The sequence below is a fragment of the Actinocorallia libanotica genome (assembly GCF_039525175.1).
GTDB lineage: Bacteria > Actinomycetota > Actinomycetes > Streptosporangiales > Streptosporangiaceae > Actinocorallia > Actinocorallia libanotica.
The window spans coordinates 292,390-312,733 of record NZ_BAAAHH010000002.1 but is presented as its reverse complement, the minus strand read 5'-3'; the positions used below and the strand labels follow the sequence as shown (position 1 = coordinate 312,733).

Annotated in this window: 23 protein-coding genes; 14 read left to right on the top strand and 9 right to left on the bottom strand. The window is 69.9% G+C overall.

The features are described from left to right. Window positions 1-9 precede the first annotated feature (9 nt). The 4 genes from ABD140_RS04530 to ABD140_RS04515 all read left to right on the top strand — a co-directional run bounded on the left by ABD140_RS04530 (window position 10) and on the right by ABD140_RS04515 (window position 3,901). Window positions 10-2,328 carry a DNA polymerase III subunit gamma and tau gene (locus ABD140_RS04530; protein ID WP_344236992.1) on the top strand — a complete coding sequence of 773 codons (2,319 nt, stop codon included), beginning with the start codon at window positions 10-12 and terminating at the stop codon, window positions 2,326-2,328. A gap of 73 nt (window positions 2,329-2,401) precedes the next feature. Continuing rightward, window positions 2,402-2,746, top strand: a complete 345-nt coding sequence (locus ABD140_RS04525) for a YbaB/EbfC family nucleoid-associated protein (protein ID WP_344236990.1) — start codon at window positions 2,402-2,404, stop codon at window positions 2,744-2,746. A 2-nt stretch (window positions 2,747-2,748) separates the two neighbouring features. Then, window positions 2,749-3,348: a recombination mediator RecR gene (gene recR, locus ABD140_RS04520; RefSeq protein WP_344236988.1), complete on the top strand. Its 600-nt coding sequence runs from the start codon at window positions 2,749-2,751 to the stop codon at window positions 3,346-3,348. After that, entirely contained in the window at window positions 3,341-3,901 is a 561-nt protein-coding gene (locus tag ABD140_RS04515; protein ID WP_344236986.1) for a DUF5063 domain-containing protein, read from the top strand. The genes recR and ABD140_RS04515 overlap by 8 nt, the downstream gene beginning before the upstream one ends. A 61-nt stretch (window positions 3,902-3,962) precedes the next feature. On the opposite strand, the gene ABD140_RS04510 is transcribed toward ABD140_RS04515, so the two are convergent. Both ABD140_RS04510 and ABD140_RS04505 read right to left on the bottom strand, forming a co-directional pair. Next, the gene (locus ABD140_RS04510) at window positions 3,963-4,394 is read right to left on the bottom strand and encodes a nitroreductase family deazaflavin-dependent oxidoreductase (protein WP_344236984.1); all 432 of its coding nucleotides are present in this window, start codon (window positions 4,392-4,394) and stop codon (window positions 3,963-3,965) included. After that, complete coding sequence (locus ABD140_RS04505; protein ID WP_344236982.1) at window positions 4,391-4,819, bottom strand: DUF6069 family protein; 429 nt, start codon at window positions 4,817-4,819, stop codon at window positions 4,391-4,393. The genes ABD140_RS04510 and ABD140_RS04505 overlap by 4 nt, the downstream gene beginning before the upstream one ends. A gap of 128 nt (window positions 4,820-4,947) precedes the next feature. Here ABD140_RS04505 and ABD140_RS04500 point away from each other — a divergent pair, with 128 nt between their 5' ends. Together ABD140_RS04500 and ABD140_RS04495 are read left to right on the top strand one after the other, a co-directional pair. After that, window positions 4,948-5,397 (top strand): MarR family winged helix-turn-helix transcriptional regulator, encoded by a 450-nt coding sequence (locus tag ABD140_RS04500; protein WP_344236980.1) that lies wholly within the window; start codon window positions 4,948-4,950, stop codon window positions 5,395-5,397. A gap of 161 nt (window positions 5,398-5,558) precedes the next feature. Further along, window positions 5,559-6,503: an EamA family transporter gene (locus tag ABD140_RS04495; RefSeq protein WP_344236978.1), complete on the top strand. Its 945-nt coding sequence runs from the start codon at window positions 5,559-5,561 to the stop codon at window positions 6,501-6,503. 7 nt (window positions 6,504-6,510) lie between these two features. Here the strand turns inward: ABD140_RS04495 and ABD140_RS04490 are convergent, their stop codons facing one another. From ABD140_RS04490 to ABD140_RS04465, 6 genes are all read right to left on the bottom strand, one after another. Next, the gene (locus ABD140_RS04490; protein WP_344236976.1) at window positions 6,511-7,401 is read right to left on the bottom strand and encodes a CU044_5270 family protein; all 891 of its coding nucleotides are present in this window, start codon (window positions 7,399-7,401) and stop codon (window positions 6,511-6,513) included. Further along, the gene (locus ABD140_RS04485; RefSeq protein ID WP_344236974.1) at window positions 7,398-7,940 is read right to left on the bottom strand and encodes an RNA polymerase sigma factor; all 543 of its coding nucleotides are present in this window, start codon (window positions 7,938-7,940) and stop codon (window positions 7,398-7,400) included. The genes ABD140_RS04490 and ABD140_RS04485 overlap by 4 nt, the downstream gene beginning before the upstream one ends. Continuing rightward, window positions 7,921-9,171, bottom strand: coding sequence for an acyltransferase family protein (locus tag ABD140_RS04480; RefSeq protein ID WP_344236972.1), 1,251 nt, complete (start codon window positions 9,169-9,171; stop codon window positions 7,921-7,923). The genes ABD140_RS04485 and ABD140_RS04480 overlap by 20 nt, the downstream gene beginning before the upstream one ends. 276 nt (window positions 9,172-9,447) lie before the next feature. Continuing rightward, complete coding sequence (locus ABD140_RS04475; RefSeq protein ID WP_344236970.1) at window positions 9,448-9,789, bottom strand: type II toxin-antitoxin system PemK/MazF family toxin; 342 nt, start codon at window positions 9,787-9,789, stop codon at window positions 9,448-9,450. After that, window positions 9,783-10,103 carry a hypothetical protein gene (locus ABD140_RS04470; protein ID WP_344236968.1) on the bottom strand — a complete coding sequence of 107 codons (321 nt, stop codon included), beginning with the start codon at window positions 10,101-10,103 and terminating at the stop codon, window positions 9,783-9,785. Before ABD140_RS04470 ends, ABD140_RS04475 begins: the two co-directional genes overlap by 7 nt. 155 nt (window positions 10,104-10,258) lie before the next feature. Beyond that, entirely contained in the window at window positions 10,259-10,759 is a 501-nt protein-coding gene (locus tag ABD140_RS04465; RefSeq protein ID WP_344236966.1) for an ATP-binding protein, read from the bottom strand. A 292-nt stretch (window positions 10,760-11,051) separates the two neighbouring features. Between ABD140_RS04465 and ABD140_RS04460 the strand changes: the two genes are divergently transcribed. The 3 genes from ABD140_RS04460 to ABD140_RS04450 are packed head-to-tail and all read left to right on the top strand — an operon-like array spanning window position 11,052 to window position 12,289. Continuing rightward, entirely contained in the window at window positions 11,052-11,870 is an 819-nt protein-coding gene (locus ABD140_RS04460) for a helix-turn-helix domain-containing protein (RefSeq protein WP_344236964.1), read from the top strand. Beyond that, window positions 11,867-12,073: a DUF397 domain-containing protein gene (locus ABD140_RS04455; RefSeq protein ID WP_344236962.1), complete on the top strand. Its 207-nt coding sequence runs from the start codon at window positions 11,867-11,869 to the stop codon at window positions 12,071-12,073. The genes ABD140_RS04460 and ABD140_RS04455 overlap by 4 nt, the downstream gene beginning before the upstream one ends. Before the next feature lie 15 nt (window positions 12,074-12,088). Then, window positions 12,089-12,289, top strand: a complete 201-nt coding sequence (locus tag ABD140_RS04450) for a DUF397 domain-containing protein (RefSeq protein WP_344236960.1) — start codon at window positions 12,089-12,091, stop codon at window positions 12,287-12,289. Here ABD140_RS04450 and ABD140_RS04445 read toward each other — a convergent pair. Next, window positions 12,282-13,106, bottom strand: a complete 825-nt coding sequence (locus ABD140_RS04445) for a VOC family protein (RefSeq protein WP_344236958.1) — start codon at window positions 13,104-13,106, stop codon at window positions 12,282-12,284. The two genes, ABD140_RS04450 and ABD140_RS04445, sit on opposite strands and share 8 nt — an antisense overlap. A gap of 508 nt (window positions 13,107-13,614) precedes the next feature. Between ABD140_RS04445 and ABD140_RS04440 the strand changes: the two genes are divergently transcribed. From ABD140_RS04440 to ABD140_RS04420, 5 genes are all read left to right on the top strand, one after another. Then, a complete protein-coding gene (locus ABD140_RS04440; RefSeq protein ID WP_344236956.1) occupies window positions 13,615-14,883 on the top strand; it encodes an aspartate kinase in 1,269 nt (422 codons plus the stop codon). Continuing rightward, window positions 14,880-15,935, top strand: coding sequence for an aspartate-semialdehyde dehydrogenase (locus ABD140_RS04435; protein WP_344236954.1), 1,056 nt, complete (start codon window positions 14,880-14,882; stop codon window positions 15,933-15,935). Before ABD140_RS04440 ends, ABD140_RS04435 begins: the two co-directional genes overlap by 4 nt. A 185-nt stretch (window positions 15,936-16,120) precedes the next feature. After that, window positions 16,121-16,969, top strand: a complete 849-nt coding sequence (locus ABD140_RS04430) for an RICIN domain-containing protein (protein ID WP_344236952.1) — start codon at window positions 16,121-16,123, stop codon at window positions 16,967-16,969. Between the two features lie 139 nt (window positions 16,970-17,108). Further along, entirely contained in the window at window positions 17,109-18,515 is a 1,407-nt protein-coding gene (locus ABD140_RS04425) for an outer membrane protein assembly factor BamB family protein (RefSeq protein ID WP_344236950.1), read from the top strand. Window positions 18,516-18,609: 94 nt separating this feature from the next. Beyond that, complete coding sequence (locus ABD140_RS04420) at window positions 18,610-20,037, top strand: WGR domain-containing protein (protein ID WP_344236948.1); 1,428 nt, start codon at window positions 18,610-18,612, stop codon at window positions 20,035-20,037. The last annotated feature ends 307 nt before the right edge of the window (window positions 20,038-20,344 follow it).

Below are 20,344 nucleotides of genomic sequence, written 5' to 3'. Positions count from 1 at the left end.
GGGCCCGTGATGAGTCTTGCTCTCTACCGCAAGTACCGACCGGCCACCTTCGGCGAGCTGAAGGGCCAGGAGCACGTCGCCGAGCCGCTGCAGCAGGCGCTCCGGAACGGCCGTGTCAACCACGCCTACCTCTTCAGCGGGCCGCGCGGCTGCGGGAAGACCTCCAGCGCGCGCATCCTCGCCCGGTCGCTGAACTGCGAGCAGGGGCCCACCCCCGACCCGTGCGGGGTGTGCGAGTCGTGCACGGCGCTGGGACCCGGCGGGGCCGGCCACCTGGACGTGATCGAGATCGACGCCGCGTCCCACGGCGGTGTGGACGACGCCCGCGACCTGCGGGAGCGCGCCTTCTTCGCGCCGGTCTCGTCCCGGTTCAAGGTGTACATCATCGACGAGGCCCACATGGTCACCCGGGAGGGCTTCAACGCCCTGCTGAAGCTCGTCGAGGAGCCCCCGCCGCACCTGAAGTTCGTGTTCGCCACGACCGAGCCCGAGAAGGTCATCGGGACGATCCGGTCGCGCACCCACCACTACCCGTTCCGGCTGATCCCGCCCAAGACGCTCCAGGAGCTGCTGGAGGAGATCCTCCAGTCGGAGAAGGTCCCGTACGAGACCTCGGCGCTGCCGCTGGTGGTGCGGGCGGGCGCCGGGTCCGCGCGCGACTCGCTGTCGATCCTGGACCAGCTGCTCGCCGGCTCCGACGAGGACGGCATCACCTACACGCGCGCCGTCTCCCTGCTCGGGTACACCGACGCGACGCTGCTGGACGAGGTCGTCGACGCGTTCGGCGCGCGGGACGGCGCCGCGGTGTTCGCGGCGATCGACCGGGTGATCGAGAGCGGCCAGGACCCGCGCCGGTTCACCGCCGACCTCCTCGGCCGCTTCCGCGACCTGGTGATCATGGCGAACGTCCCGGAGGCCGCTGGCACCGGGCTGATCGACGGTCCCGTGGACGAGTTGGAGCGCATGGCGGCGCAGGCCGCGGCGATGGGCCCCGCCGACCTGGCGCGGGCCGCCGACCTGCTGCACACCGGGCTCACCGAGATGCGCGGGGCGACCTCGCCCCGGCTCCTGCTGGAGCTGATCAGCGCCCGGATCCTGCTGCCTGGCGCCTACACCGACGAGACGTCGCTGCTGGCCCGCATCGACCGGCTGGAGCGCAGCGGCCCGCCGATGGCCGCCCCGCGCGCCGCGGCCCCCCAAGCCGCCGAACTCCGTTCCTTCACCCCGGAACCGGCGACGCGTACGCCCGGATCTCCGCCCCGCGGACCCGAGCCGGGACGCACGCCTGCGCCGGGAGGCGCGTCCGGCCCCGGGCATGCGCCCGGTGCGGGCGGCGCACCTACGGCGGGAGGCATGTCCGCGGCGGGAGGCGCGCCCATGGCAGGACACGTGTCCGGGGCCGGAGGCGCGTCCGCGGCAGGAAGTACGTCTGGAACCGGGCACGCGCCCGGGGCAGGAGGCGCGCCCGCGATGGGGCATGCGCCAGGGTCGGGAGGCGCGCCCGCATCGGGGCACGCACCTGCGGCGGGACATGCTCCCGAGGCGGGGCACGCGCCTGGGGCGGCTTCTACGTCCGAGCCAGGGCGTGCGCCCGGGGCGTCTCACGCTTCCGGGCCTGCTCAGGCGGGTCAGGCCCCCCGGCAGGAGGCCCGTCCCGCCCCGTCCCGTCCGGTGGCGGACGACGGGTGGGGCGCTCCGGTCGAGGCGGCTTCCGCGGCCCCCGCGCCGTCCGCCGCGGGCGGGATCGACGTGAACGTCGTTCGGCAGCGCTGGCCGCAGATCCTCGAGGCGGTGCAGCGCAGGAGCCGCGTCGCCTGGATGACGATCATGGAGGGCGTCGCGCCGGCGTCCGTGGAGGGCAACCTCCTGACGATCGCGTTCGAGAACGACGGCAAGCGCAAGAACTTCACCATGGGGCGGCGTGAGGGGGTGCTCGCCGAGGTGCTGCGCGAGGGGCTCGGCGTGGACTGGCGGATCGACGCGGTGCTGGGCGGCTCGCTCCCCGCCGCGGCGCGTCCGGCCGCCCCGCCCGCGCCGCCGACGTGGGAGCAGCCGCGCCAGAGCCCCCAGCGTCCGGCTCCGGCCGCCGCCCCGCCCGCGGCGTCCGCTCCGCCCGCCCGGCAGGCTCCGGCCGCACCGTCGGCACCGCAGGCACCGCCGGTGCCGCAGCCGTCCGAGCCGCTCCCGCCGCCGCCCGAGGCGCCGATGGACGAGGAGGACGCGGACGTCGAGGGCGGCGGGCCCCCGGCGAACGGGGCGGTCAGCGGTCTGGCGCTGCTCCAGCGGGAGCTCGGAGCCCGGGTGATCAGGGAGATCGACCATCCCTGACGGCCCCGGGGTCGTATCGCTTTGCGGGCGGACGCCGTAGGCTCGTAAGTCCGAGTCGTGGAGGGGATGACCAGTGGAACCCGGTGGCCAGCTTGATTTCCAGGCCCTGCTGCAGCAGGCGCAGAAGATGCAGGAGCAGCTGTTCGCCGCCCAGGAGGAGCTGGCGCGCGCGGAGGTGAAGGGCAGCGCGGGCGGCGGCCTGGTCACGGCGACTGTCAACGGGCAGGGCGAGGTCGTGGAGATCGTCATCGATCCGAAGCTGATCGACGCCGACGACCCGGCGGAGACCGCCGAGACCGTGGGGGACCTCGTCGTCGCGGCGATCCGCGAGGCGACGCACACGGCGGCGGAGCTGCAGCAGGAGAAGATGGGACCGCTCACTCAGATGCCCGGAATGCCGGGCTTGCCGGGGTTTTAAGTATGTATGAAGGTGTCGTCCAGAACCTGATCGACGAGCTGGGCCGGCTGCCCGGCGTCGGGCCCAAGGGAGCGCAGCGCATCGCGTTCCACCTGCTCAACGCCGATCCCGCCGACGTGAACCGGCTCGCCGACGCGCTGCGCGAGGTGAAGGACAAGGTCAGGTTCTGCCGGATCTGCGGGAACGTCGCCGAGGACGCCGAATGCCGGATCTGCCGGGACGTACGGCGTGACCGGGCGGTCATCTGCGTGGTCGAGGAGTCCAAGGACGTCATCGCGATCGAGAAGACCCGTGAGTTCCGTGGTACGTATCACGTGCTGGGAGGTGCGATCAGTCCGATTGAGGGGGTAGGTCCGGAAGACCTGCGGGTCAGGGAACTGATGCAGAGGCTCGCCGACGGAGAGGTGACCGAGTTGATCCTCGCCACCGACCCCAACCTCGAAGGCGAGGCCACCGCGACGTACCTGGCCCGGCTGGTGAAGCCGATGAACTTGAAGGTCACCCGCCTGGCCAGTGGACTGCCGGTGGGCGGGGATCTTGAGTACGCCGACGAAGTCACGCTGGGACGCGCTTTCGAAGGACGGAGACTGCTCGATGTCTAGTGAGAACACCCCCAAGGACTGGGCCGAGCTGGCAGGCCGGCTGGTCGTGCACGTGGAGAACTACCTGGCCGGCCTGGAACGCTGCGCGCGCGGAGAGGGCGGCCAGCAGACGGTCTCCCTGCTCCTGCTGGAGACCTCGCAGGTCATGCTGGCCGGTGCCCAGCTCGGCGCCAGCCCCGACGTGGTGCTCCCCGACAACTGGGAGCCCGAGATGAGCGAGGACCCCGACCTGGACGTCGTCCGCCAGGGCCTGGCCGAGCGCCTGGCCGTCGTGGACGAGTACACCGAGGTCTTCGACCCCTACAAGGACCCGGAGCTCACCTCCTACCGGCTGTCCGACGACCTGGTGGACATCGCGTCCGACCTCGTCCACGGCCTGCGCCACTACCAGGCGGGACGTCCGCTGGAGGCCCTGTGGTGGTGGCAGTACAGCTACCTCAACCACTGGGGCAACCACGGCGGCGCCGCCCTGCGCGCCCTGCACGCCGTCGTCTCCGGCGTCCGCCTCCAGGTGGCCGAGGAGAACGTCAACGAGGTGCTGGTCACCACCTGAGCCCGTCTTCTCGACGAGAGGTGTCGCTGCCTGCCACCGGGTGCGAGGACCCGGTGGCGGCTCACACCCGTTCGAGGACGACCACGGGGATGTCCCGTGCGGTTTTCTCCTGGTACTTCGCGTACTGGGGGAAGACGTCGACCATCACCTCCCACAGCCCCGGCTTCTCCTCCGCTGACGCGGTGCGCGCCCGCGCGGTGAACTCCTCTTCCCGCACCTGCACCCCGACCTCGGGCTCCACGCTCAGGTTCCGGTACCAGCCGGGGTGCTCCGCGGCCCCGCCGTTGGACGCCACCAGCAGGTGGCGGTCCCCGTCCCGGCCGTAGATCAGCGCCGTCCGCCGCAGCAGTCCCGACCGGTGCCCCCGCGTGGTGAGCAGCAGAGTCGGCCAGCCCTGATAGTCGTGCCCTTTCCTCCCGCCGCTCTCGACATAGGTGCGGATGTGCTTGGCCACCCATCCGGTGGGATTGTCGAAGACCTCTTCCGCCGTCATCGGCCCGTCTCCCGGGTCGACCGCCAGAAGAGGGGGATGAGGACGGCGCCGACCGCCAGGTGCGCGAGCGCGAGCACCGCCTTGGCCCCGCCGGACGCCTCCACGCCGGCCACCGGCAGGAACGACAGCACCAGCACGACCACGGCGACGGCCGTCCAGATCCGCGCGGCGTGCGGGGTCACCCGTTCCAGGACCGCCAGCAGCGCCCATCCCAGCAGCGCGGAGAGCAGCGAGAAGACCAGGAAGGCGCCCGCTCCGAGATCGCGCGGCTCCTGACCGGGCTGCTCGACGACCAGCTCCTGGCCGAACAGCGGCTCGCCCACCGCCCAGACCACGACGGCCGCCACGACCGCCCCCGCCACCGCGAGGGCGCGGTCGCGCGTACGTGTGCGGGCGGGTGGGGCCCCGCCGTTCTGATCCACCATGCCGACTCCTTCGGTCACTCGATACTTCAGAGATTCCATGGTTAAGGTCCTGAAGCTTTCCCGGAGCATAGCCTATTACTTAAGGACCTGAACAGTTGAGCTGATGAAGTCGCCCTTATGCTGGGGATATGAGTGCGGAAGCCGATCCCATCGCAGACGAGCTGAGCGAGCTGATCTTCCATGTGGCGGGGCGGCTGCGCGGTGGTTTCAACGCGGCGGCGGCGGAACTGGGGCTTCCCCCCGCGCAGGCCCTCGTGCTGGCCAACCTGTCGGCGCCCACGCCGATGCGCGAGCTGGCCGAGTGGCTGTCCTGCGAACCCTCCAACGTGACGGGCATCGTCGACGGCCTGGAGCGCCGCGGCCTGGTCGCCCGCCGCCCCGACCCCGCCGACCGCCGGGTCAAGCACGTCGTCCTCACCGAGGAGGGCGAGCGCGGGCAGGCGGAGCTGCGCGCCCGCGGCCGGGCCCAGGCCCACGCCCTCTTCGGGCAGGTCGAAACGGAGAAGGAGCACCTGCGCGACCTGCTCGCCTCCGTCCTGGCCGGCTCCCCCGACCCCTGCAAGTCCCTCCGCCGCTGAGATTCCCCACCCCGAACCGATGTCCGCACCGGGCGGGGCGGCGTCCGTGGGGGCCTTTCGGCCGGGGCGGGCGGCAGCCGGGTTGTCGCGTGGGCTCGGTGTCGGGTTCTCCCGCCCGGGGACATGAGTGAACGCGGGTTGGTTCCTGTCATCATGGGGGGATGGTCGCGGTAGCGGAGAACGCCACGAAGCAGAGCATGTTGGGTTTCGCCCTGGTCTCGGCGCTGGCGTTCGGGAGTTCGGGCATCGCGGCCAAGCCGTTGATCTCGGCGGGGCTGGCGCCGACGCACGTGGTGTGGCTGCGGGTCGCGGGAGCGGCGCTGGTGCTGTCGCCGCTGGCCTGGCGGCACCGGGCGCTGCTGCGGGAGCGGCCCGCGCTGCTCGCCGGGTTCGCGCTGCTGGGGATCGCGGGGGTGCAGGCGTTCTACTTCGCGGCGCTGTCGCGCATCCCGGTGGGCGTCGCGCTGCTGGTGGAGTACCTCTCCCCGGTGATCATCCTCGGCTGGGTGCGGTTCGTGCGCGGCCGTGCGGTGACGTGGCGCGCGGCCCTGGGCGTGGTGCTGGCCGTCACCGGACTCGCCTGCGTGGTCGAGGTGTGGGCGGGGCTCGGCTTCGACGCGCTGGGGCTGGCGTTCGCGTTGTGCGCGGCGGGCTGCCAGGCGGGCTACTTCCTGCTCGCCGACCGGGGCGGTGACGACGAACCCGACCCTCTCGGTCTGATCGTCTACGGCTTCCTCATCGGCGCGGCGCTCCTCACCGTGCTGGCCCGTCCGTGGGAGATGGACTTCGCGGTGCTGAAGGGCGCCGCCGAGCTGGGCGGCGGTTCCGTGCCCGCGTTCCTGCTGTGGGCGTACCTGGTGCTGGTCGCGACGGTCTTCGCCTACGCCACGGGCGTCGTGTCGGTGCGGGGGCTGTCCGCCCAGGTCGCCGGCGTCGTCGCCTGCCTGGAGGCCGTCGTCGCGGTGGCCCTCGGCTGGGTCCTCCTCGGCGAGCACCTCTCCGCCCCGCAGCTCCTCGGCGGCGCGATGGTGCTGGCCGGAGCCTTCGTCGCGCAGACGACGGCCCCGGCCTCTCCCGACCTCTCACAGGAACCCGTCCGCACCTGACCCGCGATCAGGACGGAGGCGTGTCCGTCCAGCCGACCTCGTGGAAGACGGCCTTCTGCACCAGTTGCTGGCCTTCTCTCTTCTCCACGCGCTCCGTTGCCAGGATGATGCTGGTCTTCGGGTCGATGAACAGCTTCTGCCAGGTGCCTCCGTAGACGATGCGCAGAACGGCTCCTTCCCGGCCGGCCGGGTCCCGCTGCGTTCCCAGTGACTCGGTCTCAGGAAGGTCGGCCAGGGAGCGGAAGGCAGCGGCCCGTACCTGCGGTGGGGCGGGTTGGTCGGCGAGCAGACTCAGCATGCAGGACGCGGTGAACAGTGCCTGCTCCTGGGGTAGGGCCGGTCCGGCGCCGTTGTGCAGTGCCATTCGGCGGACTCGGGCGTACAGGGCGTCAGGGTCGGTGGGAAGCCTGATGAGCTGGCGGTAAGTGATGTCTTTGCTGCAAATCATGAATTTTCCGCCTGTATGAGACTTCCGGAGCGCATCCTTTGATGACTTCGTCCACGCGCGACCGTCGACGGTGGTCCAGGACTCACGTTCACCGGTGAAGTGGGGATCGGGTTCGTCGTAGTCAGGGCCGAGGAATGAGAAAGTCCTGACATGCCAGTACTTCCCCGTTTCAACGGAGGACGTCTCGGCCTGTTCGGCCGCTGCCAGCAGGATCGCCTTCGCGTCTTCGGGCTGCTCGAAGGAGACGGGGCCGCCGAAGCCCGACACGACGACGGCCACCGCCGCTCCACCCGCGGCGAGCGCGGTGAACCCTCCGCCGAACAGCAGCCCGCGGCCAGGCCGTCGCCTGACGGAGCCTTCCCGGCGGAGCCGAAGCCTGCCCGCTTCGACGGTCTCCGCGGACGGTGCGGGCTTGGCCAGCAGCTCCGCGACCAGTTCGGCTTCCCTCATTTCTCCTCCAGGAGGTTGCGGAGCTTCGCGCGGCCGCGGCTGAGCCGGGAGCCGACCGTGCCGTACGAGACTCCGAGTGCTTCGGCGATCTCCTCATGGGCGAGCTGGCCGAGCGCGTACAGCAGGAACACGTCCCGCTCGCCCCGGTTCAGCTTGGTGAGCGCGTACGCCAGCCGCGGTCTCAGCGCCTGCGCTGAGACCGCGGCGACGACCTGGCCCTCGTGGCTCCCGGTGTCGGGCTCGGCCCCCGCTCGAGCCAGCGCCCGGTAGTGCCGCAGCTCGTCTCTGCGGTGCCGCCGTACGAGGTTGGTCGCGACTCCGAAGAGCCATGGCCGGAGCGAACCGCGCTCCGGGTCGAACTTCCCGCGGGTGCGGAACGCGACGAGGAACGTCTCAGCCGCCAGATCGTCGGCGGCCTGGACGTCGACGCGGCCCGCGACGTAGCGGTAGACGTCGTGGAAGTACCGGTCGTAGACGGCCGTGAACTCCTCCGGTCCGCCGCGTAGCGCCTCGCTGAGCTCACCGAGCGCTTCGCCCATCCGGCACCGCCTCTCCACCAGGGATCTGCTCACACCTGTACTTGTCCGAAGCCCGTTCGGGCTTTCCCGCGCGTCGGCCGAGACGCTGGAAGGGCCGCTCGATCAGGTCGTGGCTGAGGACGCTGAGCACGGCGGAGACCAGGAGGTCCACGGCGAAGACGGTCCAGAAGTCGCCGAGGAAGATGGGACGTCCGGTCAACTGGTACCAGGCCATCAGGACGGGCATGTGCCACAGGAACAGCCCGTACGAGATCAGGCCGAATCCCGCGAGAAGCCGGTTGCCGAGCAGGACGCGGACGAACCGGTTCTCGGAGGCGAGCGCCGCGGGCGCGACGGCCGCCAGCGCGACGAGCGGGGTCAGGAGGGCGGCCACCAGATACTGGTGTGGGCTCTGCGGGCCTGACAGCGGTGTGGTCAGCGGCGTCGAGATGAGGACCAGGCCGCAGAGCGCGACGGTCCAGCACAGGCCCGGGGAGGCCGCGATCCACGCGGCGGCCGGACCGGGGCGCTCGACCATGACGGCGAGGGCCATGCCCAGCGCGAAATGGACGAAGGACCGGGGAAGCAGGTTCTCGTTGTAGAAGGTGATCGAAAGGTCGGCGGCGTACCTCAGCGTTCCCGACCACGCGACGGACGCCGCGGCCAGAACGGACGTCACCGCCAGGAGCCGTCGCGCCGAACCCCGGCACGAGCGGTGCATCCCCCAGGCCAGGAGGGGCAGGAGCAGGTAGAAGCAGACCTCGACGGACAGGCTCCAGACCATGAGGAGGCTCGTGCCCTCCCACCAGCGGCCGGGGTCGTAGGGATGGGTCAGGGTGAGGAACTCCAGCCAGATGAGGGGGTCGCCCGCCTCGGGCGACTCGGACGTCAGGAAGCCCACCGGGAGCATGAGCCAGTAGGCGGGGAGAATGCGAAGCGCCCGCCGCCGGAAATAGCCGCCGACGTCGGGGAACGCGGCGCCGTCCAATGCGGCCCGCGCGAACGGCCGGTAGAGCAGGAAACCCGAAAGGATGAAGAAGAAGGGCACTCCGATGCTGCCGGTGTTCAGCATCCGCCAACCCGGTTGCTCGTACCCGACGACCCCGGTGATGTCGCCTACATGGACGGCGACGACGAGCAGGATGGCGACGCCCCGCACCCCGTCGAGGACGGCGATGTGCTCATGCCGGCCAGGCGGCCCGGTCCGGAGGCCCGGTCCGGGGCGGTCGGTTCCCTTCGGCGGTTCGATCACCGGAACATGGTGATCGAAATGGGTGGGGCTTTTCGGGAATGAGTTGATGAACAGGAAAAGCTCCCGGACCTGATATGTCAGATGTCAGGTCCGGCGAGATGACAGATGTCAGGTCCCGCCGTTCGCCGTGGTGGCGGACAGGAGGACGGCGCCGGTTCCGGCGTTGCGGTCGAGCCCGGTCAGGATCGGACGCCGCCGGTGCGCCAGGCGATCCGGCGTCCTTTGGCAGCGAGGATGATACGGGCCTCGCCGATGTGTTCCCGCCGAACCGGTGTCTCAGCCCTGCAGACCGAGGACCAACCGGACCGACGCCTCCACGCTGCGCAGTTCGCCGGGTGCCAGCGTCCCCAGCTTTCGGCGCAGTCTGGACTTTGCGACCGTGTGCAGATCGGTGCAGTTGACATAAGACTCGTCATATTTGGTCAGTCCGGCCTCCTTTCCGATGGGTACATGCGTCACCGAGGGGCCTGCGGTTCCGGTGATCACTGCGACCGTCATCGCGGAGAGCGGTGCGGCGATCCGGTTGGCGGTGAGAACGACGACCGGATGAGGGCCGATCGGCGCAGGCAGAGCGCATGCCCATACCTCTCCCCTCAGGGCTGTGCCGGGGCTCACCATTCCAGATCGTCGACGGCTTCGAGTTCGGCGTCACTGGGCGGTGTCACACCTTCGGGAAGCGGCGCCTGTGCCCCTGGATAGAAGGCGCGGATCTCTTCGGCCGCCGCAAGTTCCGTCGCTTCGCGGGTCAGGAGTCGCAGCCCCTCGCGAAGGGCGTCCGAGGTGGACTCCAAGTTCAGCGTACGCATCGTCTCACGCAGGGTATCCATTTCATCCGGCCTGAGCCGGACCTGTGCGAGCTTGCCCGGACCCTGCCCCCGAGGGTGCTTGCGTCGACGGGCGCCCGGCTTCTGGGCTGCTTCCGAACTCACCATCTCTCCGTTCTGTCGTACAGCTGTCGTACGGTTAGTGTGTTCCCGCATGCTCCGCATGTCAATCGGAGCAGCTGTCCAGCTCGGAGATTCACGAGAACGAGAGCACGGAGTGGATCGCGGGCGCGGGATTCCGGTCGGCTCGCAGAAGGCGTTGCTCAGGGCCGTGCCCGCCGTCCGGTGCCGATCTTCGGCGTGACGGCCGTGCAGGGGCAGCCCGCCAGTTCCCACCGGATCACCGTGTGGTCCGTCCGCCGCTCGAACTCCACCGGACCCGGGCACAACGCCGCCACCACGAACAGGCCACGTCCGGACTCCGCCAGGTCCGTCACGTCCGTCACGCGCTCCACAGGGGCGTTCAACAGCCGTTCGATCTCCAGGAGAACGGGAAGCGACACCTCTGGGGAGGTGCTCGTGGGGGCCGCGCGCTGTACCAGTACGCCGCTGATCCGCCCTGCGCCGTGCGTGACGACCGCTCTCACCAGCCCGCCGCCACCGTGTTCGGCGGCGTTCGCGAGGAGTTCGGAGAGCACCAGCACGCAGTCGTCGCGCAGCGGGCAGGCCGCCGGCAGCACTTCTCGCAGCCAGGTGCGTCCCGCCCGCACCTGTTCCAGCTCGGCGGGGAAGACGTGCTCCGCTGTGAGACCGTCCGCCGTCACCGGTCACCTCGCGACGGCTCGCCCTCGGTCGATCGCCCGCCTTCACGCCGTGCGGCCTTCCACCACCGGCCCGGACCCGAAAGGCGGCTGACACCACAATCCGGGTAATCCTCCGAAAGCCTTTCGATTTCCTGCTCGCCCACGTCCGAATTCCCCGTCCGTTCGACTCCGTTTCCTGCGACCAGCCTCACGGAAGGGAGTACGGTGGGCAACGAACCGGACACGCACCGCTGTTTGACCAAGCCCGAGATCGAATTAACCGCCGCGTCGGTACTCCGTCGGAAGGCAGCCGATGACCGCACAGTCCGAACCCTCCCGGGATCCCGCGATCAGGGCGTTCGCCATCACTCTCAAAGCCTTCCGTGTCAAGGCCGGTCTGGGTAAGAAGGATCTCGCCGAAAGGCTCGGCTACACGCCCGCCTACGTCAGCCAGGTGGAAGCGGCGAAGAACGTACCATCGATGAAATTCTCCGAGGATCTGAACACGCTGTTCGGTACTGAGGTGTTCACTGGGCTCTGGCAGAATATTGCGGACTCAAAAGCGGGCGGCATGTTCCCTCCGGGATTCACCGACTTCCTGGAGTGCGAAGCCACCGCCTCGACTCTTTATATTTTTGCCGCCATGGTCGTGCACGGTCTTTTCCAGACTCCGGAATACGCTTATGAGGTTCTCAGGTCGGGGCGGGCTCCGAATGAGGTCGAGCAACTCGTGGCGAAGCGGCTGGACAGGCAGAAGGTCCTGGTGGGGGAAAATCCGCCTCAGATCATTGCGGTGTTCGATGAGGGGTGTATCCGGAGAGACATCGGAGGGTCGGCGGTGATGAAAGGTCAGTTGGAGCGCCTCCTTGAGCTGGCCGAGATGCCGAATATCATGTTGCATATCGTTCCTGCGTCCGCCGGAGCTTATCTGGGAGTCATGGGCGCATTCACCATGATGGAATTCGATGCTGCGCCGACTGCGGCTTATACGGAGGACTACGCAGGTGGAAGCCTGATGGACCACCCTTCGATTGTTCGAAAGTATGCGCTAAGCTTGAACCTCATCAGGGCGTCTGCTTTGTCCATGGAAGAGTCCTTGAAGCTTCTTCGTGTAACGCGGGAGGGCCTGTGAAGAATCAGATCAATCCTGACGTCCGCTGGCGTAAGAGCTCTCACAGCGGGCCCACCGGCGGAGAGTGTGTCGAGCTTGCGGGCATGTCCGACATGGTGGCGGTACGGGACTCTAAGAACCCGAAAACCCGGCACCTGACGTTCGATCGGGCGGCCTTCGGCAGGCTGGTACGAGAAATCCGCTCAGGGCATCACGACCTCTAGCTGCTCGGAGGGCTGATGAAGACCTCGGAACTGTCTGCTGTTCGCTGGCGTAAGAGCTCTCACAGCGGGCCCACCGGTGGGGACTGTGTTGAGGTGGCGAGGTCGCCTTCCGGGGTGGCCGTGCGGGACTCCAAGCACCCCGGTGTCTCACGACTGGCGTTGAGCCGTGCCGTGTTCGGGGAGCTGGTCCGGGAGCTCCGCCGCCCCGTCAGATGAGGTCCCAGGGTTCCACGAGGTGGAAGGCGGCGCCGAGGGGGTCGCGGGCGGAGGCGAGGCATCCCCAGGGGAGTTCCTGCGGTCCCTGGGGGTGGGTCCAGCCGCCGAGGCCGGTGAGGTGTCGCAGGACCTCGTGCACGTCCTCGACGGCGAAGTAGGTCACCCAGGCGTCGAGAGGGGGCAGGTCGACGGAGCCCTTCATCTCCGCCAGGTAGCGCTCGGTCTCCTCGCCCGCCGGTTCCGGCGGCTCCTCCAGAAGGTGGGGGACCACGATGGAGGCGACGGTGTGGCCGTCGGGGCGCACGAGGTCGCCCACGTCGCTGTGACGGGACGGCCGGTAGTCGAAGACCTCCCGGTAGAAGCCGAGGGCGCGCTCCCGCTCGGCGGTGGGCAGCTCGTTGAAGATGAAGGTCCCGTAGCCGTTGACGAGCCGGGTTCCGACGAGGTCCGCGCCCTGCCACAGCCCGAAGCGGGCACCGAGCACGTCCGTCACCACGGCCGCCCGGCCCCGCGTTCCGTCCTCGTACGGGGGCAGGACGATCCGTCCTCCGGCCGCGCTCACCCGCCCGGCCGCGCCGTCGCAGTCGTCGGTGGCGAAGAAGACCGTCCACTCCGCCTCGCCGCGGCCCTCGCCGAGAGCCCGGATCGCGGCGACCGGCAGGCCGTCCAGCAGGCACAGGTCGTCCTCGAAGGTCCAGTCGAACAGCGTCCCGTAGAACGCCCGCGCGCGCCCGGGGTCGGGCACGCTCAGCTCCAGCCAGGACGGGGTGCCCTCGGGCGGGACGACATCCACTCGATCATGTGTTTCCACGCTCATGAGAGCAGATTTCTGGTTTCCGGCAGATTTGCGAGCCGACAGCCCGTCCGCCGGAGGAATTCCCGACGGAAGCGGGACCGGTGTCCCCCGCTCCCGGGCCGGCTCAGGCCGCCGGACCGGTTCAGGCCGGGGAAGGGCGCCGACGGCGGGAACAGGTCCATCGGCCGTCCGTGTCACCTTGCGAGGCCCCACGAGAACATCGGGTTTCCCGATCCCGGCCATTGCGCCGGGCCCTCCGGTGGTGACCCGCCGCACATCGAACCGTCTTCGCAGCTCGGCGCGCGCGGAAATGCCACCGGGTACCGAAAAGTAGATTTTTGAGGCGGGGAGCCGTCCGCCGGAGGAATTCCCGGACGGCGCGGGGCCGGTGACCGGACCTCCGGGGCGGCGCGGTTCGGGGAGGATGCCCTGGTGGGGGCGGGGGATAACCAGATGAAAGCCCCCGGAGGGGCCTGGATAGACTCGTTGGGTCAAGTTACACCCCCGATCTACTGAGGAGCGCCCTACCGTGGCTCTAGTCGTGCAGAAGTACGGCGGCTCCTCCGTCGCCGACGCCGATTGCGTCAAGAGGGTCGCCCAGCGCATCGTTGCCACGAAGCAGGCGGGGAACGACGTGGTGGTCGTCGTTTCCGCGATGGGTGACACGACGGATGAGTTGATCGATCTGGCCCAGGAGGTCTCTCCGCTGCCCCCGGCGCGAGAGCTGGACATGCTGCTCACCGCGGGTGAGCGGATCTCCATGGCGGTGCTCGCCATGGCGATCGCCAACCTGGGGCACGAGGCTAAATCGTTCACCGGCTCGCAGGCCGGCGTGATCACGGACAGCTCCCACGGTAAAGCGAAGATCATCGACGTGACGCCCGGGCGCCTGAAGAGCGCGCTCGAGGACGGCTCCATCTGCATCGTCGCGGGGTTCCAGGGGGTGTCGCAGGACACCAAGGACATCACCACGCTGGGGCGCGGCGGGTCCGACACCACGGCGGTGGCGCTGGCCGCGGCGCTGAACGCCGACGTCTGCGAGATCTACACCGACGTCGACGGCGTCTTCACCGCCGACCCGCGCATCGTCCCGGCCGCCCAGCAGATCCCGCGGATCTCCTACGAGGAGATGCTGGAACTGGCCGCGTCCGGGGCGAAGATCCTGCATCTGCGCTGCGTGGAGTACGCGCGCCGCTACAACATCCCGATCCACGTACGGTCCTCGTTCAGCCAGAGGGAAGGCACGTGGGTCGTCGCGAGCAGTGAGGAGACCGAGGTGGAACACGCGATCATCTCCGGCGTCGCGCACGACCGGAGCCAGGCCAAGATCACCGTGGTGGGGGTGCCGGACAAGGTCGGCGAGGCCGCCGCGATCTTCCGGCTGCTGGCCGAGGCCGAGATCAACCTGGACATGGTCGTGCAGAACGTGTCCGCCGCCTCGACCGGCAAGACCGACATCTCCTTCACCCTGCCGGCCTCGGACGGCCAGGCCGCGCTGACCGCGCTGAACAAGGTGCAGGACGGCATCGGTTTCGAGTCGCTGCGGTTCGACGACCGCATCGGCAAGATCTCCCTGGTGGGCGCGGGAATGCGCGCGCACCCGGGGGTGTCCGCCACGCTCTTCGGGGCGATCGCGGACGCCGGCGTCAACATCGAGATGATCTCCACCTCGGAGATCCGCATCTCGGTGATCGTCGACCAGGACGACGTCGACACCGCAGTCCAGGCCGTTCACAGAGCTTTCGACCTCGACGCCGACCAGGTCGAGGCAGTCGTATATGGAGGTACCGGGCGATGAGCCGCAAGCCCACTCTCGCCGTCGTCGGTGCGACCGGCGCCGTCGGCACCGTCATGCTCGGCATCCTGTCCGAGCGCCCGGACGTCTACGGCGAGATCCGTCTCGTCGCCTCGCCGCGCTCGGCCGGCAAGAAGCTGACCGTCCGCGGTGAGGAGGTCGTCGTCCAGGCGTTGTCGCCCGAGGTCTTCGACGGCGTCGACATCGCGATGTTCGACGTGCCGGACGAGGTGTCCGCGCAGTGGGCGCCGATCGCCGCCGAGCGCGGCGCGGTCGCCGTCGACAACTCCGGCGCCTTCCGGATGGACCCGGACGTCCCGCTGGTCGTGCCCGAGGTCAACCCGGCCGCCGCGAAGGTCCGCCCGAAGGGCATCATCTCCAACCCGAACTGCACCACCCTCTCGATGATCGTCGCGCTGGGGGCGCTGCACCGCGAGTACGGGCTCGCCGAGCTGGTCGTCGCGTCCTACCAGGCGGCGTCCGGTGCCGGCCAGGAGGGCATCGACGTCCTGTACTCGCAGCTGGAGAAGGTCGCCGGCGACCACGGGCTGGGCCAGCGCGCGGGCGACGTGCGCGAGGCCGTCGGCGAGGGCGGGCCGTTCCCGGCCCCGCTGGCGCTGAACGTGGTGCCGTGGGCGGGCTCCCTCAAGGAGGACGGCTGGTCCTCCGAAGAGCTCAAGGTCCGCAACGAGTCCCGCAAGATCCTCGGCCTGCCCGGCCTGCGGGTCAACGCGACCTGCGTGCGGGTGCCGGTCGTCACCACCCACTCGCTGGCCGTCCACGCGGTCTTCGAGCGGGAGGTCGACCAGAAGGCAGCCCAGGACGTGCTGGCCGCGGCGCCGGGCGTCGTCCTGCACGACGACCCCGCCTCGCACGTCTTCCCGACCCCGAACGACGTCGTCGGCACCGACCCCACCTGGGTCGGCCGGGTCCGCCGCTCGCTGGACGACCCCAAGGCGCTCGACCTCTTCCTGTGCGGGGACAACCTGCGCAAGGGCGCCGCGCTGAACACCGCGCAGATCGCCGAGCTCGTCGCCACGGAGTTCACCTCCTGACACCACGGGTACGCACGGCCCGGCTCCCGTTCCGACGGGGGCCGGGCCGTCGCCGTTTCCGCGGGCGCCGAGACGGCGGAGCGCAGATGTGAACAAACCCTTACGTCAATCGCCTCAGGGCTGTTTTCCGGATGACGGCGATGTCTACTTCTGCTGACCGAATATGACGATGATCAGGAGTCAGTATGAAGCTGGTGCGTTCGGCGTTCGCGGCGTTCGCGACCGCCGCGGCGGTCTTCGGCGTTCCCTCCGCCGCCTGGGCCGCGGCCCCGGAGACGCCCGAGGCGCTGCGCATCTCCGAATCCGCGTACTCGGGGTTCCAGCAGTGCTTCACCGCGACCCCTCCGACGGTCGGAAGCCAGTTCGGCCCGCAGTTCTCGGCCTCCCCGGCGGGAAGCGCGCCCCAGCCCGGCCTGATGGCCACCCTGGAGATCGCCCGTCCGGGAGAGGAGCCGTTCCTGCGCAGGACGGAGGCGACCTGGCCGAGCGGCTCGGTCTGGGGTTTCACCGTGAGCCCCGGGACCTTCACCCCGGGCTCTTACGAGTTCCGCATGCGCGCCGAAAACTCCGAAGGAGTGTCGGCCTGGAGCGACTGGTGCGGCTTCACCGTCACGGGCGCGGCCCCGACGGACACCGCCTACAGCCCCGACGGCGGCGAGCACTGCCTCGGAGTGAAGGATTCCGGCACCGCCGACGGCACTCCCGTCCGACTTGAGGACTGCACCGGCGCCCCGGGCCAGGCCTGGCGCGTCGATGAGGCCGCCGGCACCCTCGTCAACTCCCCTTCCGGCAAGTGCCTGGACGTGGCGGGCGGGCTGACCTTCAGCGGTACCCGGGTCCAGCTGTACTCCTGCAACGGCACCGGCGCCCAGAAGTGGCTCCGAGACAAGCCCTCGGCGGGGTCCTTCCTGAATTCCGCCTCCGGCAAGTGCCTGGACGTCCGACTCGCGAGCTTCACCGCGGGCACCCCCGTCCAGATCTACACCTGCAATGGCACCGGCGCTCAGACCTGGTCCCAGCACGCGCTCACCTGAGGCGCGTTCTTCCCGCACGATGACGGCTCCGTACGGCCCGGTCCCTTCTTGGGGGCCGGGCCTTCGCCGTTCCCTCCCGGAACGTCAGTGGATCTCCTTAGGCTGGAGAATTCCCGCCAAGATCGAGGAGATCAAGGGATTGAGCAGGCAGACGGAGTACCTGGAGCACCCGGGGAAAGACGGAGGGCCCGCCAAGTTCTACGAGGTGGTGCGGGACGGCGCCCGCGTGACGATCAGGTACGGGAAGGTCGGGAAGGCCGGGCGGGTCACGACGGCCGAGTACCCGAACGAGGCGGACGCGATCACTGCCGCCTCCCGCAAGATCGACGACAAACTCCTCTACGAGAAGTACGCACGGGCCGTGAAGGGCGTACGGCCTCCCGCGGGCGGCGGCCTTCCGCAGGCACCGGTCCTCTGGCGGTACGGCGGCGGTTCCCGCATGTTCGGGCTCTTCGTCGACGAGCGGGGCTGCCGGGTCGGCAACCAGTGGGGCGACGTGCTCGAGCTCGGCCACGACGGGACGGTGACCGGCGGGGTCCGGCTGCCCGCCGGGGTGAAGTGCGTCGTCGCCGACGGTCCCTGGATCTACGCGGGCTGCGACGACGGCAAGGTGTACGACCTCGGCGGCAAGGTGCCCCGCGTCGCGTACGAGCTGGCGGAGGACGTCGGCGTCTACTGGCTCGACATCGACGACGGCACGCTCGGCGCCTCCCTGAAGAACGGCCGGGTCACCGTGGTCGATCATGAGGGCGAACCCCGGTGGTCCCACGAGAGCGAGGGACGCGAGGCGTGGATGGTGCGCTGCGACGGGGACTCCCTCTACTACGGCGACTCGCGGGGCGTGAGCCGTCTCGACGCCCGGGACGGCGCGTCCTTCTGGCACGTCCGCCTCCAGGGCGAGGTCCTGTTCGGCTGGCAGGAACGCGACACGCTCTACGTCAGCACCAAGAAGAACAGGGTCTACCGGCTCGCCAAGGACACCGGAGAGCCGGAGACGGTCTTCCCGTGCGATGCCCCGGTCTTCTCCTGCGCCGCCGCACCGGACGGACGCCTCGTCTTCGCGGGCGACAACAGGTCGTCCCTCTACTGCTTCGACGCATCCGGCGCCCGCCTGTGGAAACTCGCCACGGGCTGCGGTTCGGCGTATTCGATGCAGTACTTCGACGGCCGGCTCTACATCGCCACCACGATGGGCACGCTGGCCTGCGTGGACGTCGGAGGGGAGGCGGTCGGCGCCGCTCAGGACGGCGCGGTTCCGCAGGCCGTGGACGTGAAGGCGGCCCAGGTGCCCGCCAGGGCCGACTCCGGCGTCGCTTTGGAGATCGCCACGTCCGCGGACGAAGGCGTCGTCCTGGAATGCTTCGCGGACGGCTCGCGTCCGCACGTCCGGGTCGCCTCGCCGGGCTATGAGCCCTCCTGGCACGTGCAGTTCCCTCAGGAGATCCGCGAGGTCGGCGCCCGCTACCTCGTCGAAGGGGTGCGTCCGGCGATCCGGGGCGGGTTCTACCGCGCCTACGGCGAGATCCGGCGGCTGCGCGACGGTTGATCCCCGGGCGGCCCGTCCCCGTGGCGGGCCGCCGTTCGGGGAATGTCGGTGGGTCTTCCTAGGCTGGGGGCACCCCTCGATCAAGGAGAAGCGGATGAGCACGCAGACGGACTACCTGGAGCTCTCGGAGGACGGTGGCGGCGCCCACAAGTTCTACGAGGTGGTGCGGTCCGGCACGCGCGTGACGATCACCTACGGCCGGATCGGCGCCGCCGGCACGGCCAAGACCACCGACTTCCCCACCGAGGCCAAGGCCGTGGCCGCCGCGGCGAAGAAGGTCGCCGAGAAGGTCCGCAAGGGGTACGCGCCGGCCGTGCGCGGGGTGCGCCGGGCGCGGTCGGTGACCCGGCGGCCGATCGTCAGCCACCGCTCCACCGCCCGCCAGGCGCCCGTCCTGTGGCGGTTCGACAGCGGCTCGGCGGCGTTCGGGATCTTCGTGGACGAGGAGCGCTGCTGGGTCGGCAACCAGCGCGGCGACGTCTTCACCGTCCTGCACGACGGCACGGTCTCCGCCCGGTTCCGGCTGCCCGACGGGGTGAAGTGCATCGTCGCCGACGACTTCTGGATCTACGCGGGCTGCGACGACGGCAAGGTGTACGACCTCAGCGGCAAGGTGCCCCGCGTCGCGTACGAGATCGCCGAGGACGTCGACATCTACTGGCTCGACATCAGCGACGGAATGCTCGGCGTGTCCGACAAGAACGGCCAGGTCACCGCGATCGACCACGAGGACGAGTTCCAGTGGGCCCGCAACACCGAGGGTAACTCCGCCTGGATGGTGCGGTGCGATGCCGACGACATCTACTACGGCGACTCGTGGGGTGTCAGCCGCTTCCGCGCCAAGGACGGAGCCCCCGTCTGGAGCACGCCGCTGACGGGCAGCGTGCTGTTCGGCTGGCAGGAGCGCACCGCGGTCTACGCGGGCACCAGCGGCAACCAGGTGCACCGCATCGCCAAGACCAACGGCGCGCGGAGCACGGTCTACCAGTGCGACGCCCCCGTCTTCTCCTGCGCCACCGCGCCCGATGGGCGCTACGTCTTCGCGGGCGACAACAGCTCGTCCATCTACTGCTTCGACCAGGCGGGCACCAGGCTGTGGAAGCTCGCCACGGGCTGCGGCTCGGCGTACTCCATGCAGTACCTCGACGACCGGCTCTACATCGTCACCACCCACGGCGTTCTGGCCTGCATTGACGCCGCCGAGGGCGCCATCCGCGCCGCCCAGCAGGGCACCGTTCCCGAGGTCGTCGACATCAAGGCCGCCAGCAGCCTGGCCACCGTCGAGCCCACCACCACCCTGGACGTCGTCACCTCCGCCGACCACGGCGTCGTCCTGGAGTGCTTCGAGGACGGCCCCCGCCTGCGCGTCCGCGTCGTCTCCTCCGGCTACGACTCCTCCTGGCGCGTGCAGTTCCCCAAGGAGATCCGCGTCCCCGGCGCCCGCTACGTCGTCGAAGGCGTCCGCTCCTCGGCCCGGGGCGGCTTCTACCGCGCCTACGGCGAGATCCGCCGCCTCCACTGACCGCGTCCCGACCTCCGTCGGAGATGCGGAACGGCGTGCCTCATAAGGCGGGGCCGCTGGGCCTTCCCGGCGGCCTCCGCGCATCCAGTGATCGGGGCGGCGGGTCTCGTGAGGCGGGACCGCTTGGCCTTCCCAGTGGCCCTCGCGTATCCAGCGGGCGGGTTGGCATGTCTCGTAAGGCGGGACCGTTGGGTCTTCCCGGCGGCCTCCGCGCATCCAGTGATCGGGGCGGCGGGTCTCGTGAGGCGGGACCGCTGTGGTGATCGGGGCGGTCTTCGGCGGGGGCTTCGAGATGCGGGCCTCGTAA

Excerpts from the sequence above, each read along its gene's own strand:
- ABD140_RS04530 (WP_344236992.1), top strand. The coding sequence starts at position 10 with ATGAGTCTTGCTCTCTACCGCAAGTACCGACCGGCCACCTTCGGCGAG.
- recR (WP_344236988.1), top strand. The coding sequence starts at position 2,749 with ATGTATGAAGGTGTCGTCCAGAACCTGATCGACGAGCTGGGCCGGCTG.
- ABD140_RS04515 (WP_344236986.1), top strand. The coding sequence starts at position 3,341 with ATGTCTAGTGAGAACACCCCCAAGGACTGGGCCGAGCTGGCAGGCCGG.
- ABD140_RS04510 (WP_344236984.1), bottom strand. The coding sequence starts at position 4,394 with ATGACGGCGGAAGAGGTCTTCGACAATCCCACCGGATGGGTGGCCAAG.
- ABD140_RS04505 (WP_344236982.1), bottom strand. The coding sequence starts at position 4,819 with ATGGTGGATCAGAACGGCGGGGCCCCACCCGCCCGCACACGTACGCGC.
- ABD140_RS04500 (WP_344236980.1), top strand. The coding sequence starts at position 4,948 with ATGAGTGCGGAAGCCGATCCCATCGCAGACGAGCTGAGCGAGCTGATC.
- ABD140_RS04495 (WP_344236978.1), top strand. The coding sequence starts at position 5,559 with ATGGTCGCGGTAGCGGAGAACGCCACGAAGCAGAGCATGTTGGGTTTC.
- ABD140_RS04490 (WP_344236976.1), bottom strand. The coding sequence starts at position 7,401 with ATGAGGGAAGCCGAACTGGTCGCGGAGCTGCTGGCCAAGCCCGCACCG.
- ABD140_RS04485 (WP_344236974.1), bottom strand. The coding sequence starts at position 7,940 with ATGGGCGAAGCGCTCGGTGAGCTCAGCGAGGCGCTACGCGGCGGACCG.
- ABD140_RS04475 (WP_344236970.1), bottom strand. The coding sequence starts at position 9,789 with ATGGTGAGCCCCGGCACAGCCCTGAGGGGAGAGGTATGGGCATGCGCT.
- ABD140_RS04470 (WP_344236968.1), bottom strand. The coding sequence starts at position 10,103 with ATGGTGAGTTCGGAAGCAGCCCAGAAGCCGGGCGCCCGTCGACGCAAG.
- ABD140_RS04460 (WP_344236964.1), top strand. The coding sequence starts at position 11,052 with ATGACCGCACAGTCCGAACCCTCCCGGGATCCCGCGATCAGGGCGTTC.
- ABD140_RS04450 (WP_344236960.1), top strand. The coding sequence starts at position 12,089 with ATGAAGACCTCGGAACTGTCTGCTGTTCGCTGGCGTAAGAGCTCTCAC.
- ABD140_RS04445 (WP_344236958.1), bottom strand. The coding sequence starts at position 13,106 with ATGAGCGTGGAAACACATGATCGAGTGGATGTCGTCCCGCCCGAGGGC.
- ABD140_RS04435 (WP_344236954.1), top strand. The coding sequence starts at position 14,880 with ATGAGCCGCAAGCCCACTCTCGCCGTCGTCGGTGCGACCGGCGCCGTC.
- ABD140_RS04430 (WP_344236952.1), top strand. The coding sequence starts at position 16,121 with ATGAAGCTGGTGCGTTCGGCGTTCGCGGCGTTCGCGACCGCCGCGGCG.
- ABD140_RS04420 (WP_344236948.1), top strand. The coding sequence starts at position 18,610 with ATGAGCACGCAGACGGACTACCTGGAGCTCTCGGAGGACGGTGGCGGC.